General features: G+C 65.3%; 11 protein-coding genes and 1 riboswitch. Of the genes, 4 read left to right on the top strand and 7 right to left on the bottom strand.

Annotated features, from left to right (window positions below; genetic code table 11):
* The first annotated feature begins 32 nt into the window (after nt 1-32).
* A complete protein-coding gene (gene oxc / locus AC5Y4H_RS11145) occupies nt 33-1784 on the top strand; it encodes an oxalyl-CoA decarboxylase (protein WP_499981421.1) in 1752 nt (583 codons plus the stop codon).
* Here the strand turns inward: oxc and AC5Y4H_RS11140 are convergent.
* Complete coding sequence (locus AC5Y4H_RS11140) at nt 1768-2700, bottom strand: LysR family transcriptional regulator (protein ID WP_499981420.1); 933 nt, start codon at nt 2698-2700, stop codon at nt 1768-1770. The two genes, oxc and AC5Y4H_RS11140, sit on opposite strands and share 17 nt — an antisense overlap.
* 384 nt (nt 2701-3084) lie before the next feature.
* On the opposite strand from AC5Y4H_RS11140, the gene AC5Y4H_RS11135 reads away from it, so the two are divergent.
* The gene (locus AC5Y4H_RS11135) at nt 3085-3840 is read left to right on the top strand and encodes a L,D-transpeptidase (RefSeq protein WP_499981419.1); all 756 of its coding nucleotides are present in this window, start codon (nt 3085-3087) and stop codon (nt 3838-3840) included.
* Nucleotides 3841-3985: 145 nt separating this feature from the next.
* Nucleotides 3986-7567 carry a carboxylic acid reductase gene (gene car / locus AC5Y4H_RS11130; RefSeq protein ID WP_499981418.1) on the top strand — a complete coding sequence of 1194 codons (3582 nt, stop codon included), beginning with the start codon at nt 3986-3988 and terminating at the stop codon, nt 7565-7567.
* Between the two features lie 9 nt (nt 7568-7576).
* On the opposite strand, the gene AC5Y4H_RS11125 is transcribed toward car, so the two are convergent.
* On the bottom strand, nt 7577-8185 hold the full coding sequence (locus AC5Y4H_RS11125; protein WP_499981416.1) for a hypothetical protein: 609 nt from the start codon (nt 8183-8185) through the stop codon (nt 7577-7579).
* Nucleotides 8186-8362: 177 nt separating this feature from the next.
* Between AC5Y4H_RS11125 and AC5Y4H_RS11120 the strand changes: the two genes are divergently transcribed.
* Nucleotides 8363-9304 (top strand): NADP-dependent oxidoreductase, encoded by a 942-nt coding sequence (locus tag AC5Y4H_RS11120; protein ID WP_499981412.1) that lies wholly within the window; start codon nt 8363-8365, stop codon nt 9302-9304.
* Here AC5Y4H_RS11120 and AC5Y4H_RS11115 read toward each other — a convergent pair.
* The 5 genes from AC5Y4H_RS11115 to AC5Y4H_RS11095 all read right to left on the bottom strand — a co-directional run bounded on the left by AC5Y4H_RS11115 (nt 9296) and on the right by AC5Y4H_RS11095 (nt 14341).
* The gene (locus AC5Y4H_RS11115) at nt 9296-11095 is read right to left on the bottom strand and encodes an NRAMP family divalent metal transporter (protein WP_499981410.1); all 1800 of its coding nucleotides are present in this window, start codon (nt 11093-11095) and stop codon (nt 9296-9298) included. The genes AC5Y4H_RS11120 and AC5Y4H_RS11115 overlap by 9 nt on opposite strands.
* 109 nt (nt 11096-11204) lie before the next feature.
* The gene (locus AC5Y4H_RS11110) at nt 11205-11420 is read right to left on the bottom strand and encodes a hypothetical protein (protein ID WP_499981629.1); all 216 of its coding nucleotides are present in this window, start codon (nt 11418-11420) and stop codon (nt 11205-11207) included.
* A 235-nt stretch (nt 11421-11655) separates the two neighbouring features.
* Nucleotides 11656-11828, bottom strand: a riboswitch (M-box (ykoK) riboswitch).
* A 61-nt stretch (nt 11829-11889) separates the two neighbouring features.
* Complete coding sequence (locus AC5Y4H_RS11105; RefSeq protein WP_499981407.1) at nt 11890-12342, bottom strand: hypothetical protein; 453 nt, start codon at nt 12340-12342, stop codon at nt 11890-11892.
* A gap of 113 nt (nt 12343-12455) precedes the next feature.
* Nucleotides 12456-12869 (bottom strand): hypothetical protein, encoded by a 414-nt coding sequence (locus tag AC5Y4H_RS11100; RefSeq protein WP_499981406.1) that lies wholly within the window; start codon nt 12867-12869, stop codon nt 12456-12458.
* Nucleotides 12870-12925: 56 nt separating this feature from the next.
* The gene (locus tag AC5Y4H_RS11095; protein ID WP_499981405.1) at nt 12926-14341 is read right to left on the bottom strand and encodes a hypothetical protein; all 1416 of its coding nucleotides are present in this window, start codon (nt 14339-14341) and stop codon (nt 12926-12928) included.
* Nucleotides 14342-14403 lie beyond the last annotated feature (62 nt).

Below are 14403 nucleotides of genomic sequence, written 5' to 3'. Positions count from 1 at the left end.
GGCAGTACCGCACGCATCCGAGGAGTCGCCACATGTCCACAGGTTCGGCATCTCCCAGCCCGACACGCCAGATCGATGGGTTTCACCTCGTCGTGGACGCGCTGAAAGCCAACGACATCGGCACCATCTACGGGATCGTCGGCATCCCGATCACCGACCTCGCCCGCATCGCGCAGGCATCCGGAATCCGCTACATCGGATTCCGCCAGGAGACCGCGGCCGGCAACGCCGCGGCCGCCGCCGGGTTCCTCACCCGGCGGCCCGGTGTGTGCCTCACGACCTCCGGGCCCGGGTTCCTCAATGGCTTGCCCGCGCTGGCGAATGCCACGACGAATTGCTTTCCGATGATCCAGATCTCGGGCTCCAGCAATCGGGCGCTGGTGGATCTGCAGCGCGGCGACTACCAGGATCTCGACCAGCTCAACGCCGCGAGGCCGTTCGCCAAGGCCGCCTACCGGATCAACCGGGTCGAAGACATCGGGCGCGGCGTCGCCCGCGCCATCCGCACCGCCGTTTCCGGGCGGCCCGGCGGCGTCTACCTCGACATCCCGGGTGAAGTTCTGGGGCAGGCCATGGACGCCGACGCCGCAGCGGTCTCGGTCTGGCGCGTCATCGATCCCGCCCCCCGACAGCTGCCGGCGCCCGAGGCGGTTGATCGTGCGCTGGGCGTGCTGGCGCAGGCGCAGCGACCGTTGATCGTGCTCGGCAAGGGCGCGGCGTATGCCCAGGCCGACAACGTCATTCGGAAGTTCGTCGAGGCGACCGGGATCCCGTTCCTGCCGATGTCGATGGCCAAGGGGCTGCTGCCGGATTCGCACCCGCAGTCCGTCGCGGCCGCCCGTTCCCTGGCGATCTCGCGCGCCGACGCAGTCCTGCTGGTCGGCGCACGATTGAATTGGCTTCTGGGCCACGGGGAGTCACCGCAATGGAGCCCGGACGCCAAATTCGTGCAGGTCGACGTCGCCGCATCCGAGTTCGACAGCAACCAGCAGATCGCGGCGCCGCTGGTAGGCGACATCGACTCCGTGATGTCGGCGCTGTGTGACGGCGTGGCCGCCCACCCGATCACGGCGCTGCCGCAGTGGGCCGGCGAGCTGGCCGAGCGCACGGCACGCAACGACGCCAAGATGCGCGAGCGCCTAGCCGAAAACCCGCACCCGATGCGGTTTTACAACGCGCTCGGCGCGATTCGCACCGTGCTGCGGGACAACCGAGACGTGTATGTCGTCAACGAAGGAGCCAATGCGCTCGATCTGGCCCGCAATGTCATCGACATGGAGCTGCCACGACACCGGCTGGACACGGGAACCTGGGGCGTGATGGGGATCGGGATGGGTTATGCCATCGCCGCGGCGGTCGAGACCGGCAGGCCGGTTGTCGCGATCGAGGGTGACAGCGCATTCGGCTTCAGCGGCATGGAGATCGAGACCATCTGCCGCTACCGGCTGCCGGTGACCGTGGTCATTCTCAACAACGGGGGCGTCTACCGCGGCGACGAGTCCACGCCGGGAACGGCCGCGACGGGCACCGATCCTGCCCCTACGGTGCTGAACGCCCGGGCCCGGCACGAGCTGCTCGCGGAGGCGTTCGGCGGCAAGGGATATCACGCCACCACCCCGTCGGAGCTGCGCGCGGCGCTGACCGAAGCGATCGGCTCCGGGGCGCCGTCGCTCATCGACTGCGAACTCGACCCGTCGGCCGGCGTGGAAAGCGGGCACTTGTCGAACCTGAACCCGGCCAGCGGGGCCACCCGATCGCCCGCCGCGGTCAGCGCCGGCGGCTGAGGCCCAACAACTGCGCACCGAAAAACTCGTCCAGCGAAAGCTGCCGGGCGGACGTGGCCAGAGCGCGCGCGATCGGCGATCCGGGCCCGCTGGAGTTGATGGCCAGGGCGACATCGGCTTTGAGCACCGGATCGACCAATTCGATCGCCCGGATGGCCGGCCCAAGCGGCGAGGTCCACAGCCACGTGTGCGGCACGATGGACGCCCAGTTGCCCGCCGATACCTGCGCGAATAACGATGCCACGGAATCTGTTTCGACCTGCGGACTGACCGCGATCGAGTGGTCGGCGAACGCTCTGTCGATGATCTGGCGATCACGCATGTCGGGGCTGAGCAACGCCAGCGGGAGCTGTGCGGCCGCCGGCCAGGTCAGCGTCGCCGCACCGGACCCCAGCATGTCCGCGGGCGCCAACAGCACATAGCGCTCCTGGTACAGCGGAACCAGGTTCACATCGGGGCCCTCACCGGGTGTCGCGTGCACGATGGCGGCATCGATCTCGAACTCGCGCAGGCGCCGGTACAGTTCGGTGGCCGCCAGCCGGGAGAAGATGTGCACCTTGACCAATGGGTGCGCCGAACAGAACGCCGAGAGCACCAGCGACGCGGTCGTGGAAGCGGTGGGAACGGTGCCCAGGCGCAGGGTTCCGGTGATGCCCGAGCGCACGGCGTCCACTTCGGACTTGAACGCGTCGTGTTCGGCGAGAATCCGTCTGGCCCACACCACCAACCGCTCGCCCTCCGGCGTGAGGCCTTCGAAGCTGTGGCCGCGGTTGATCAGCGTGACGTTGAGTTCCCGTTCCAGCTTGGCGATCGCGGCCGAGAGCGCCGGCTGGGAGACAAAGCATTTCTCGGCCGCCCGGGCGAAGTGCCGCTCGGAGGCGACGGCCACGAAGTACTCCAGTTGACGGAAAAGCACCCGCACTCCTCGGGTTCGGGCTCGGCCTAGGGGCGCCGATCCCGCTGAGGCTAACGCGTCGCCGGCAGGCCGGCCAAGCCAAACGTTTGCGCCACAACTATTGCGGCTATCCCTCTAAATTCGGCCCCACCGAGCGGGTCGTATCGTCGCGCTGCGGAACCCGATGCCTCGCCAACGGTTTCACGCAACTGCGGCTCGGGTCCCAGCAGCGATCGGCGCGTCGATACCCGCACGGCAGCGCTCCGACGCGGTTGAACTCAATCGGTGATCGGATCGTTACCGTGACGAGCGAGCCGGGCTGTCATCGTTTGCTGAAACCGGTGATCAGTGGGTAAGCAGTAGGATATCGGTGTGTTAGCCACACCATCTCGAAGGGTGAACGTTATGCGTCGGGGTGTTCGTTATCTATCTGTTATGGTCGCGATCACAGCTTTGGGCCTGGTGGCACCGATCGGCCGGAGCACCGCCGCCGTGCCGCAACCCCAACTCAGCCCCCGGGTCGCCACGATTTTGCCCGCCGACGGCGCCGTGGTGGGCGTGGCCCACCCGGTGGTGGTGACCTTCACCGCTCCGGTGGCCGATCGGGCCGCCGCCGAACGATCGATCCACGTCATGTCGCCCGGCGGCACCCCGGGCCACTTCCAGTGGGTCCAGAGCACCGTCGTGCAGTGGGTGCCCGACCAGTATTGGCCCGCCCACGCCCACGTGTCGGTCGGGGTACAGGCCCTGACGACGGGCTTCGACACCGGCGAGGCGCTGCTCGGGGTCGCCAGCATCTCCAAGCACACCTTCACCGTGAGCAGGGACGGCGAGGTGCTGCGCACCATGCCCGCGTCGATGGGCAAGCCGAGCAGGCCAACCCCGATCGGCAGCTTCACCGCGCTGGAAAAGCAGCGCACCGTGGTGATGGACTCGCGGACCATCGGCATCCCGCTCAGCTCCCCCGAGGGATACAAGATCACCGCCTCATACGCCGTGCGCGTCACCTGGAGCGGCGTCTATGTCCACTCGGCCCCGTGGTCGGTTGATTCCCAGGGCAACGCCAACGTCAGCCATGGCTGCATCAACCTCAGCCCCGAAAACGCCGCCTGGTACTTCAACGAGGTGAACGTCGGCGACCCCATTCAGGTAGTGGCCTGAGCGCCACCGCTGCATCTTCGGCACTGTCCGGGTTCGCCGTCACGCATCGTTCGTGGTTGTGTGACGACTGTCACAACCATTGGGCGGAAGTCTGGCCTACGGGGGTTCGTTCCGGTAGACGAACGATCTGAACGAGAGGCGGGCCATGACTGATGAGGCGAAGCACGCGAAAGTTAGCTCTACAGGCCCGATCAGCGCGGCCCGCCAACGGGTAGCCGACCGCATCCGCGATCTGGATGCCCACGACGAAGAGTTTCGCGCCGCCAAGCCCGATCCCGCCCTGCAGCTTGCGGCACGCGAACCCGGCCTTCGGCTGCCGCAGATTCTGGAAATCTTCGCCGAAGGCTACGCCGATCGCCCCGCATTGGGCTGGCGCGCCCAATCGTTGAGCAGCGACCCCGCCACCGGCCGAACCAGCGCGCAACTGCTGCCGCGGTTCGACACCATGACCTACCGCGAACTGTGGAGCAACGTCCGCGCCATCGCGAGCGCATGGCGACATGACGCCACCAATCCCGTTGCGCCCGGCGACATTGTCGCCACCGTCGGTTTCGCCAGCGCCCAATACCTCACCATCGACCTGGTTTGCGCCTACCTCGGCCTGGTGGCGGTGCCGCTGCAGCACAACGCAACCGCCGCACGACTGAGGCCGATCGTCGAAGAGGTCGAGCCCTCGACATTGGCCGCCGGTGTCGGTTATCTCGACCTCGCCGTCGAAGCGGCACTGGGCAGTTCGTCGGTGCGGCGGGTCATAGTCTTCGACTACCGGCCCGAGGTCGACGAGCAACGCGACGCCCTCGTTCGCGCGCAGGCGAAGCTGGCGAGCACCGGCATCGCCGTGACCATCGAGACCCTCGATGACGTGATCGAACGGGGGCGGACCCTGCCGCCGGAGCCGATGTTCACCGGCGACACCGACGAGCGGCTGGCCATGATCATGTACACCTCCGGCAGCACGGGATTGCCCAAGGGCGCCATGTACACCGAGCGGATGCTGAGCAAGTTGTGGACCACCGAGCTGATGCCCGACTTCACCGACACCCCGGTGATCAACGTAAATTTCATGCCGCTGAATCACCTGGGCGGCCGGATACCACTGTCGACGGCGTTCCAGGCCGGCGGCACCAGTTACTTCGTTCCCGAGAGCGACCTGTCGACCCTGTTCGACGACTGGAATCTGGTGCGCCCCACCGAGATGGGGCTGGTGCCGCGTGTGGCGGAAATGCTCTACCAGCGCTACCAGAGTGCGGTCGATCGACTCGAAGTCGCGGGTGCCGACGTCGCCGCGGCGCAGGAGCAAGCGCGGGCGGAGCTGCGCGAGCAGGTCCTCGGTGGACGTATCGTGACCGCCTTCTGCGGCACGGCGCCGCTGGCGGCCGAGATGCGCGGTTTCATCGAAACCTGTTTGGACGTCCACGTTCTCGATGGCTACGGGCTGACCGAGGTGGGCATGGTGACGAAGGACGGTCGGATCACCCACCCGCCGGTGCTGGACTACAAGCTCATCGACGTTCCCGAGTTGGGCTACTTCCTCACCGACAAGCCCTATCCGCGAGGCGAACTGCTGGTGAAGTCGCTGACCGCCACACCCGGGTACTTCAAAAGGCCCGATGTCACGGCGAACGCCTTCGATGCCGAGGGCTACTACCGCACCGGTGATGTGATGGCCGAGCTGGAGTCCGGCCGGCTGGCCTATGTCGACCGCCGCAACAACGTGCTGAAACTGGCCCAGGGCGAGTTCGTCGCCGTAGCACGCCTGGAAGCGGTGTTCTCCAGCGCCGCCCTGGTGCGCCAGATCTTCGTTTACGGCAACAGCGAACGGCCTTATCTGTTGGCCGTTGTCGTCCCGACTGCTGATGCCGCGGAGAAGTTCGCCGGCGACGCCGACGGCCTGAAGGCCGCCCTGGGCGAATCCCTGCGCCAGTCCGCCAAGCTCGCCGAGCTGCAATCCTACGAGGTGCCCGTCGACTTCGTGGTCGAGACGGAGCCGTTCAGCGAGGACAACGGCCTACTGTCCGGGGTGGGAAAGCTGCTGCGGCCCAAGCTCAAAGAGCACTACGGCGCCCGGCTCGAACAGCTGTATGCGGAACTGGCCGAAAACCGGATCACCGAGCTGCGCGCCTTGCGCGAAGGCGCGGCCGACCAGCCGGTGATCTTCACCCTCACCCGCGCCGCCGAGGCGCTGCTCGGCCTGGCCGGCGGACCACCGGCCCCCGACGCCCTGTTCATCGAGCTCGGCGGCGACTCGCTGTCGGCGCTGACATTCTCCAACCTGCTGCGCGACATCTTCGATGTCGAGGTGCCGGTCGGAATGATCACCGGTCCGGCAACCGATCTGAGTCAGCTCGCGGAATTCGTTGAGAACGAGCGTGAATCGGGGTCGCGGCGGCCAACATTCGCAACGGTGCACGGCCGGGGCGCGACGCAGGTCCGTGCCGCCGACCTCACCTTGGACAAGTTCATCGACGCGACGACCCTGGCCCAGGCGCCGGCGCTGCCGCGCGCGACGGGCACGCCGAACACCGTTCTACTCACCGGCGCGAACGGATACCTCGGCCGCTTTCTGATCCTGGAGTGGCTCGAACGGCTTGCCGAAACCGACGGGAAACTCATCTCCATCATCCGCGCCGCGGACGCCACAGCCGCGGCCGAACGACTGGAGGCCGTCTTCGACAGCGGAGATCCACAGTTGCTGCAGCGGTTTCGCACGCTGGCCGCCGACCACCTCGAGGTCATCGTCGGCGATATCGGCGAGCCGAATCTTGGCTTGGAACAAGCCACCTGGGAGCGCCTCGCGCGGAGTGTGGATCTGATCGTCCACCCGGCCGCGCTGGTCAACCACGTGCTGCCCTACGACCAACTTTTCGGCCCCAATGTGGTTGGTACCGCCGAGTTGATTCGCCTGGCGATAACGACGCAAATCAAACCCGTCACATATATGTCGACGGTCGCGGTGGCCCTGTCGGTCGACCCGGCCACCTTCGCCGAAGATGGCGACATCCGCACCGTCAGCGCGCTGCGGCCCGTGGACGACAGCTACGCGAATGGGTACGCCAACAGCAAGTGGGCCGGCGAGGTGTTGCTGCGCGAGGCGCACGACCTGTGCGGCCTGCCCGTCGCGGTCTTCCGATCCGACATGATCCTGGCGCACAGCCGGTATGCGGGACAGCTGAACGTGCCCGATGCGTTCACCCGCTTGATATTCAGCTTGCTGACTACCGGTATCGCGCCGGTCTCCTTCTATCAGACCGATCCACAGGGACACCGGGCGGTCGCCCATTACGACGGGCTGCCCGCCGACTTCGTGGCCGAAGCGGTTGCCACACTCGGTGAGCGGGTCGCCACGGCCCCCGCGGATTCCGCCGCCTATCGGTCCTTCGACGTCATGAACCCACATGACGACGGCATCTCGCTCGATGTGTTCGTCGACTGGCTTATCGCCGCCGGGCACGACATCCGGCGCATCGACGACTACGACGAATGGCTGGACCGGTTCACCACCGCCCTCCGGGCCTTGCCGGACAAGCAGCGCCAGCACTCGGTGCTGGCGTTGCTGGACGCCTACCGTAAGCCTGAGACTCCGCTGCGTGGCGCGCCCGCACCCACCGACGTGTTCCGCGGCGCCGTGCGGGCGGCAAAAATCGGTGCAGGCGAAGACATTCCGCATCTGTCAGCGGCGTTGATCGACAAGTACGTCGCGGATCTTCGATTGCTGGGCTTGGTGTAAAGGCTGCTGCTAGGCGGGTAGTCCGGCCTTTATCGCGGCATCCTGCTTGCGACCGATGTCGAGGGCGACGGCCGGATCGATCGGCTCGTTGGGCGGGGTGTCGAATTCCAGGGTGACCAGCGCTTTGCCTTCAGTGAAGACCAACACCGTCATCGCTTGCGAGTTGTCCGGGGAGGTACCCGAAATCGTAACCCCGTTGGCGCCGACGGCGAGCGGTTGCCAGCTACCGCTCACCTTGCCGTTGTAACTGCCTTGGGTGGAGGCTAATTCGGCGGCCGCCGCCGGCGGATCGGCGGCGATGACGATGGTGTCCCACAGCCGATGGCTGCTGTCCGCGTTGGCGAACAGCTGGGCAACGCCGGGCGCATTGTTGGGATTGAGCAAGGGCGACTGCGGCGCGGTGAGGCCGCCACCGACGTCGTTCGGCTTGATGAGCAGAAAGCCGTAGTCCGAGGGCTGGCCCGACGGTGGGCCGGTGACCGCGCTCGAACTGGTCGGAGCGGGAGAACTCGACGACGGCGACGAGGGCTTGTCAACGGTGCCGCATCCGGCGCTCGCGGCGCCGACCAGGACGATGGCAACTGCCCAGCCGGCGATGCCGATCCGATCAACTTCCACGCACGTTCCTTCCACGTGTCATCGGTATCCGGCTGTCACCGCGGCTCCCGACGCCGCCGGCGAATGGTGTGAAGCTCGCTGCTACGAACATATGCCCACTCGGCGCCCGGTGGGTAGCACTTCGACGTGCCTATGCTGGCGTGGGTCGGAGCATCCTCGCGTTAAAAGGAGATCGGTATGACGGCTGCAGCGCGCGCAGTACGGTTCGACCAATACGGGGGACGCGAGGTGTTGTACGTCGCGGACATCGAGATGCCCTCCCCCGGCCCGGGTGAGGTCGTCGTCGAAGTGCGTGCCGCCGGGATAAACCCCGGGGAAGCCGGCATCCGGGTCGGGGCTATGCACGAGATGTTCCCGGCCAGCTTTCCCTCCGGCCAGGGCAGCGATCTGGCCGGCGTCGTCACCGCCGTGGCCCCCGGGGTCACCGAGTTCTCGGTCGGCGACGAGGTCTTGGGCTTCAGCATGCGCCGGTCCAGCCACGCCACCCACACCGCGGTGCCGGTCAACCAATTGATCCGCAAACCTCCCCAACTCAGTTGGGAGGCAGCGGGTTCGCTATACGTGGTCGGAGCGACCGCCTACGCGGCCGTTCGCGCGGTGGCGCCGCAACCCGGCGAGACGGTCGCCGTCTCGGCCGCCGCGGGCGGCGTGGGCAGCCTGGTCGTGCAGCTTCTGGTGTTGCGCAAGGCGCGCGTGCTCGGCATCGCGGGCCCAGGCAACGCCGACTGGCTGCGCGCGCATGGCGTGATCCCCGTCGCCTACGGTGACGGACTCGCCGAGCGGCTGCGTGACGCCGCACCGGACGGCATCGACGCATTCATCGACCTGTTCGGTCCGGACTACGTCCAGCTCGCCGCCGACCTCGGCGTGGCGCCCCAGCGGATCGACACCATCATCTCGTTCCAGAAGGCGGGTGAAGTGGGCGCCAAGACCGAGGGCAGCATGGAAGCCTCGACTCCCGAGGTGCTCACCGAGATGGCCGACCTGATCGTCTCCGGCGCCATCGAATTCGACATCGCCGCGACTTACCCGCTGGACCGGGTCGCCGACGCCTATGCCGAGCTCGAGCAGCGGCACACACACGGGAAAATCGTTCTGCTGCCGACCAACTCAGAATGACGCGGCCGGCCCGACAACGCCCGCCTGCACGATCTTGATGATCACGAACGCGACGGCCACCACCAGGTAGCCTCGCAGGGTCAACAACCCCGCCCGGCGCATCGGTGACATCGTTGGGCGATCGAGCAGGGCGAGGGTGGGGGTCTGCCAGCTCAACCGGTCCTGGCGACGTACGGCCCGCCGCTCGGCACGCGTCAGCGACGCGGCGTCTTCGAGTTCGTCGACCTCCTCCGGGTCGAGGCCGCCGCCGAGCGTGCGCACGATGGCTTCCGCCTCGGTCAGGTTCCGGTGCCGGCCGCCCACGATGATCAGCACCGCACCGCCGATGACGCCGAGCACCGCACCACCCGCGAGCCCTGCCTCGATGGTGGCCGTGGAGAGGCCGGGGAAGAAGGTGGCCGCCGTCAATGCCAGCGACAGCAGCACCAGACACCACACGATGGTCCACGCGATGATGTTCTGCCGCACCGTATTAACCCACGGCCCCAGCACCGCACGATCGTTGCACAACAGCACCAGGAAGACGGTGGCCGAGGGCAGTAACACACCCGCCAGTGCCTGGACACCCTGGGTCACCAGGCCCAGGATGTGGTCGGGGCTGAACGAGACCGCCGCGGACACCGCGAGCAGTATCGCGTAGCCGCCATAGAACAGCGGGGCCTCGCGGATCTTCCAATGCAACGAGTGCCGCTTACCCATGGCATCACCAACCGCATAGGTTGTCGCCAGGCCGACCGCGTTGGCACCGATCAGCGACGCGTCCAGCAGGATGATCGCGAACAACACCCCCACGGTGGGACCCAGATGCTTCGACAGGTCCGAGGCGACCGCGCCCGCATCGGTGAAGTGCCCCGCATCGGCGGTGCCGGTCAATCCGAACGCCGCCACGGCCATCAGCGCCGTCGCACCGACCATGACCACGACGATTCCGATGGCCAAATCCGCTCGGCCGTAAGGAATCCAGCGGGCGGTGATGCGCTTGTCAACCACGTTGGACTGCTGAAAGAACAGCTGCCACGGCGCGACAGTAGTACCCACGATCGCGACCACGAGCAGCAGCGCCGTCGAGTTGAGTCCACCGGGGAACTGCGGAATCAGCCCGGCCACGGTCGCTTTCGGACTCGGACGCGCCAGCAGCACCATCGGGAAGATCAGCACATTCACCGCAATCAGCAGGAACATCAACCTCTCCCAGCGGCGGAACGATCCGCCGGCAACCACGGCGAACAGCAGCACGGCGGCGGCGGGAACGGCGACGATCTTCGGGCAACCCAGGAACCCGAGAGCCAATGAGACGCCGATGAATTCGGTGACGACGGTCAGGGCGTTCAGCACCAGCAGATCACCCACGCTGAAGGCACCCCAGAACTTGCCGAACCGCTCGAATATCAACCGCGCGTGCCCAACCCGGGCCACGGCACCCAGCCGCAGCACCATCTCCTGGTTCACGTACAGCACCGGGATCAGCAGTGCCAGCGTCCACAACAGGCCCATGCCGTAGTTCTGGCCGGCCTGCGCGTAGGTCGCGACGCCACCGGCGTCGTTGTCGCCCACCATGACGATCAGTCCCGGTCCGGTGATGACCGCCAGCGTGCGCAGGCGCCGCCAACGTCCACTGAACGCCCCGTCCTTGTCGCGCCCGATCCGCCCGAATGCGCCGACGATGTCGCCGACGTGTGCGGAATCCAGCACGGTCGGGTGCCGCGCCTCGCAGCGTGCGCCTTCCGGCGCGTCTGCGGTGCGGCCGGGCGAAGGGGTGCGGCGTCCGCCGCCGGTGTGGATCGATGTCATCGAATCCTCGCTATCTCGAGCGGTTCTCACCGCGCGGTGAGGCAGGTGCGGCGATCAACGCACCTGCCGCGGCGGGCGGCGCTGTGCCGCTCGCCGCCGCGGCAGCGGTTCAACGGCGGTTGCGGTCGGAACCCGACGCGTGGCCGCCCAGCGACGCGGTGACCATCGCGATCGGCATCCTCGACACGTAGAGGTTGGCCCGCTCCTGCGGGGTCAGGCCGGCCTGCAGGTGAAACCTGTTCGCCAGCAACCGGCCCGCGCGCAGCATCGAGCGTCCGCGCATCCGGGAAGCAGTGGAAAAACGGTGCGTGATAACAAAAGCCATGATTTCTTCTCCTGACGGAGGCCCGATCGGCGTCGGCAGGGCGTCTCAGCTGCGCGCGACCAAGCAAGGTCAGGCGGTGAATGAAATGCCGGAACCGGATCGGGACAAGACGGATTTCGGATAGGGACTATCGCCGGGACTCATCTCGCCCTCACCTCCTCACGGCCGGGACACACGCGGGTGTCACTACATTCACCTGAACGAGAGGCAGAATGACCGACGGCACAAACCGCCGGTCGCACCCCTCTCGTCGGAGCTTCGGCACTGCACGGCGTATCCGGAACATTCCAGAAGCCACTTGGGCTCAACCCTTGGGTCCGGGAAGAGCTGTCCTGACCCGGGGCGTCTCTCGACGTTCGGGGTCAGTGGCCTGTATCCATGCAGACGCCTCACCTACCGAGGTGCTTGCGGGGTCCATAGTGGCACCGCCGTCGCTTCCTCGTCAAACGCTTGACGGATGGGAACGTCTTCAGTCGTCGTGTCCTCGAAGCGCCTCAGCGGTGATCGGCAACTGTCGCAGGTACGCCCCATAGGCCAAAGCGATACCTTGCAGTGTGTTCGTGAACGCGTGCACGGTGGAATGATCGACAAAGAATGCACTGCGGAGATAGATGCCGCCTGCAAGCTCGGTGAGACCGACTGTGGCATAGGGCACCAATGCCTCCATCGCGGCACTGATGAGTAAGTTCCTCTCGGCAACAGTTATCTCGTCGTAGTCGAGGCGGACCAACGCCTGAAGGTAGATCTCATTTATCCCGTTATCGATTATGAGGTTTACCGGTTCACCACCTTCGACCGAGACCGTTGCTTGCCACATTGATCCCGTATCGTTCGCCCTGTTGAAGGATAGGACTGCCGGATCGAGACCCATTACCGTCTCGATGGTCTGTCGACTAAGCCCCGCCGGGAAATCGCTTGTCACTTGCACTTCCTCCCCATACCGATTACTTGTCCGAAACCTGGTTAAGCATGCGGTCATCATCTGTCCGCCGTCTGTAATCCGTTCGGAGGACAAGGATGATGGTCGCGAATCTCCTAGCCCCGCGCCTTGATGAACCCAATGTCGGAGTCGATCCCATTCTGTCGCAGGAAGCCTGCGGTTCGGTCGGCGAGGGCCTCGGCCCAAGGGAAGCCGTTGACCGCCGGCGTTCCGATCTCTAACGGGAAGGACACACACATATACATGGCTTCGGCGCCTTGGTTAGTCGCGTTGAGCAAGAATCTTACGACGGCCCCGCACAAGTCCACATCAACAGCGACGGCCGGCGGTGTATCGAGCCCATGTTCTCGAGCGGCATTGGCTGGGTCGATCTGAGAAATCGTCCCTGCGCCGATTCCGGGCGCCTTGCGATACTTCAGCTTGCGCTGGCCAAGCGGAGGTTCAACCGTGGCGGCCCAGGTAACTGCGTCTGCCAACTGCTGTCCGGTCGCTCTTTTCCCGCGAAGCATAATCCGACCTTGGAGGGGATCAAGATTCCCATAGATGATTGATTCCTTTCACGTTGTCAATCTGGTTCGCCAAGTCGCTTCAGTTTGAATCCGTCGGTGGTGGTTACGTCGAGCGTGAAATCGACCATTTGGCCGTTCGCCGTAGGCAATTCGACGTTGGTACCCATTGGATTCATTGCTATCGGTACGCCCGTCGTGGAATTCTGCGACCATATGTCCCCGGTGCCGCGCTCGCGAACGGGTTGCTTCCAGTCGAAGTGGTTCACAATCGCCTCTCCGGTGAAAACATCTCCGAGAGGTAGGTCGTAGTAGGCGACTGACTGCCAGCCCCGATACACCCACACTTGATTGCACCCTGTGCCAATGGCGCCTTTCACCTGTCCCAAATACACTTGCCACAATTCCGGGTCATGAACACCGTTCTCGGCGTGGATCTTCCAGTTGCCGCAGCTGTAGTAGTGACCGCTAAAGGGATAAGCGGTCTCACGCAGTTTCGCGATCGTTTTCTGCTCCGCCGCGTTCCACTTCGACATGGCCATCGGCAACAGCACGACCAGTGATCCGGCCAAGGCGATGCAACCACCGGCGACCGCCACGGTGCGTCCGTGCCACGGGGTGCGGGCGACGAGAAATATCCCCAGAGCAAGCGTGATAGGGAGAAGGCCGGCCAGATACGTCGCGAGGAAATGGTCCGCGATTCCGCGGGCCTGCCCGTCGTAGACCCCCGGATTCGGCTTGAGCACGAACGTCTTTGTCAGCAGGAAATGTCCGATGAGAAACGGCACCAGAACGGTGACTGCCAGCGCACCGGCAGCCAGGGTGGCCAGAAAGTCACCATCGCTTCGCGAATTGGCAGACACTGACGAGGTCGCCACGGTGGCGGGTTGCGACGTTTCGGCACGGGGTTTCGGTGGCGCCTTCGCAGTGTGGAACTGCGAGGGGCCCAGGGGGAGTTTGGCTTCGCCGGTGCGAACGGCTTCCAAAAGCCTCGATAGGCCGGCACCTTTTGCATCGTGCAGCAAGTCACCGCGTTCGCGGTCGCCGGTGCCCCATACGTGGCAATCAGTCTCAAATCCGTATTCGTAGTATTTGGTCGTGTAATCGAAGATTAGAACGTCAGACTCATTCATCCGCCGTACGGTGTGATCGTCCTCGTATTTGTTCCCATACGAATAGACGGTGCAGGTTTGGCGAATCTGAACATACATGAGCTCCCCGTCGGGCAACAGGGCATAGATGAGCTCGTCATGCTCTTCTTCGGGATACGCGTGACGTCGATCGTCAAAGTTTTCGAATCGGTGATCCAACACCCAATGTGGGCCCAGCAGATCGACATTGATATTCGTTTTCCGGTCAAAGTAGACGATCCTGGGGTCCGGGGTGAGCGGTGTCTCCCGGGCAGCGCGCTTCCCAAGAGCTCGTAGTGCTTCCCAGTCCAAAGAACTGGCCTCGTAGGCGGCCGCGTTGGCCATACACAATCCTTAAAATTTTTGAATTCGACACCATAGAGTCGCCGCCGGCAGTTCGGGACTTG

The organism is Mycobacterium sp. NGS58, assembly GCF_059812385.1.
The sequence above is the reverse complement of the archived record's forward strand: the minus strand, read 5'-3'. Positions and strand labels throughout refer to the sequence as shown.

What these genes read in the sequence shown, in the direction of transcription:
- AC5Y4H_RS11095 (WP_499981405.1), bottom strand. Translation starts at nt 14,341, where the DNA reads ATGGCCAACGCGGCCGCCTACGAGGCCAGTTCTTTGGACTGGGAAGCA.
- AC5Y4H_RS11120 (WP_499981412.1), top strand. Translation starts at nt 8,363, where the DNA reads ATGACGGCTGCAGCGCGCGCAGTACGGTTCGACCAATACGGGGGACGC.
- AC5Y4H_RS11110 (WP_499981629.1), bottom strand. Translation starts at nt 11,420, where the DNA reads ATGGCTTTTGTTATCACGCACCGTTTTTCCACTGCTTCCCGGATGCGC.
- AC5Y4H_RS11115 (WP_499981410.1), bottom strand. Translation starts at nt 11,095, where the DNA reads ATGACATCGATCCACACCGGCGGCGGACGCCGCACCCCTTCGCCCGGC.
- AC5Y4H_RS11135 (WP_499981419.1), top strand. Translation starts at nt 3,085, where the DNA reads ATGCGTCGGGGTGTTCGTTATCTATCTGTTATGGTCGCGATCACAGCT.
- car (WP_499981418.1), top strand. Translation starts at nt 3,986, where the DNA reads ATGACTGATGAGGCGAAGCACGCGAAAGTTAGCTCTACAGGCCCGATC.
- AC5Y4H_RS11100 (WP_499981406.1), bottom strand. Translation starts at nt 12,869, where the DNA reads ATGCTTCGCGGGAAAAGAGCGACCGGACAGCAGTTGGCAGACGCAGTT.
- oxc (WP_499981421.1), top strand. Translation starts at nt 33, where the DNA reads ATGTCCACAGGTTCGGCATCTCCCAGCCCGACACGCCAGATCGATGGG.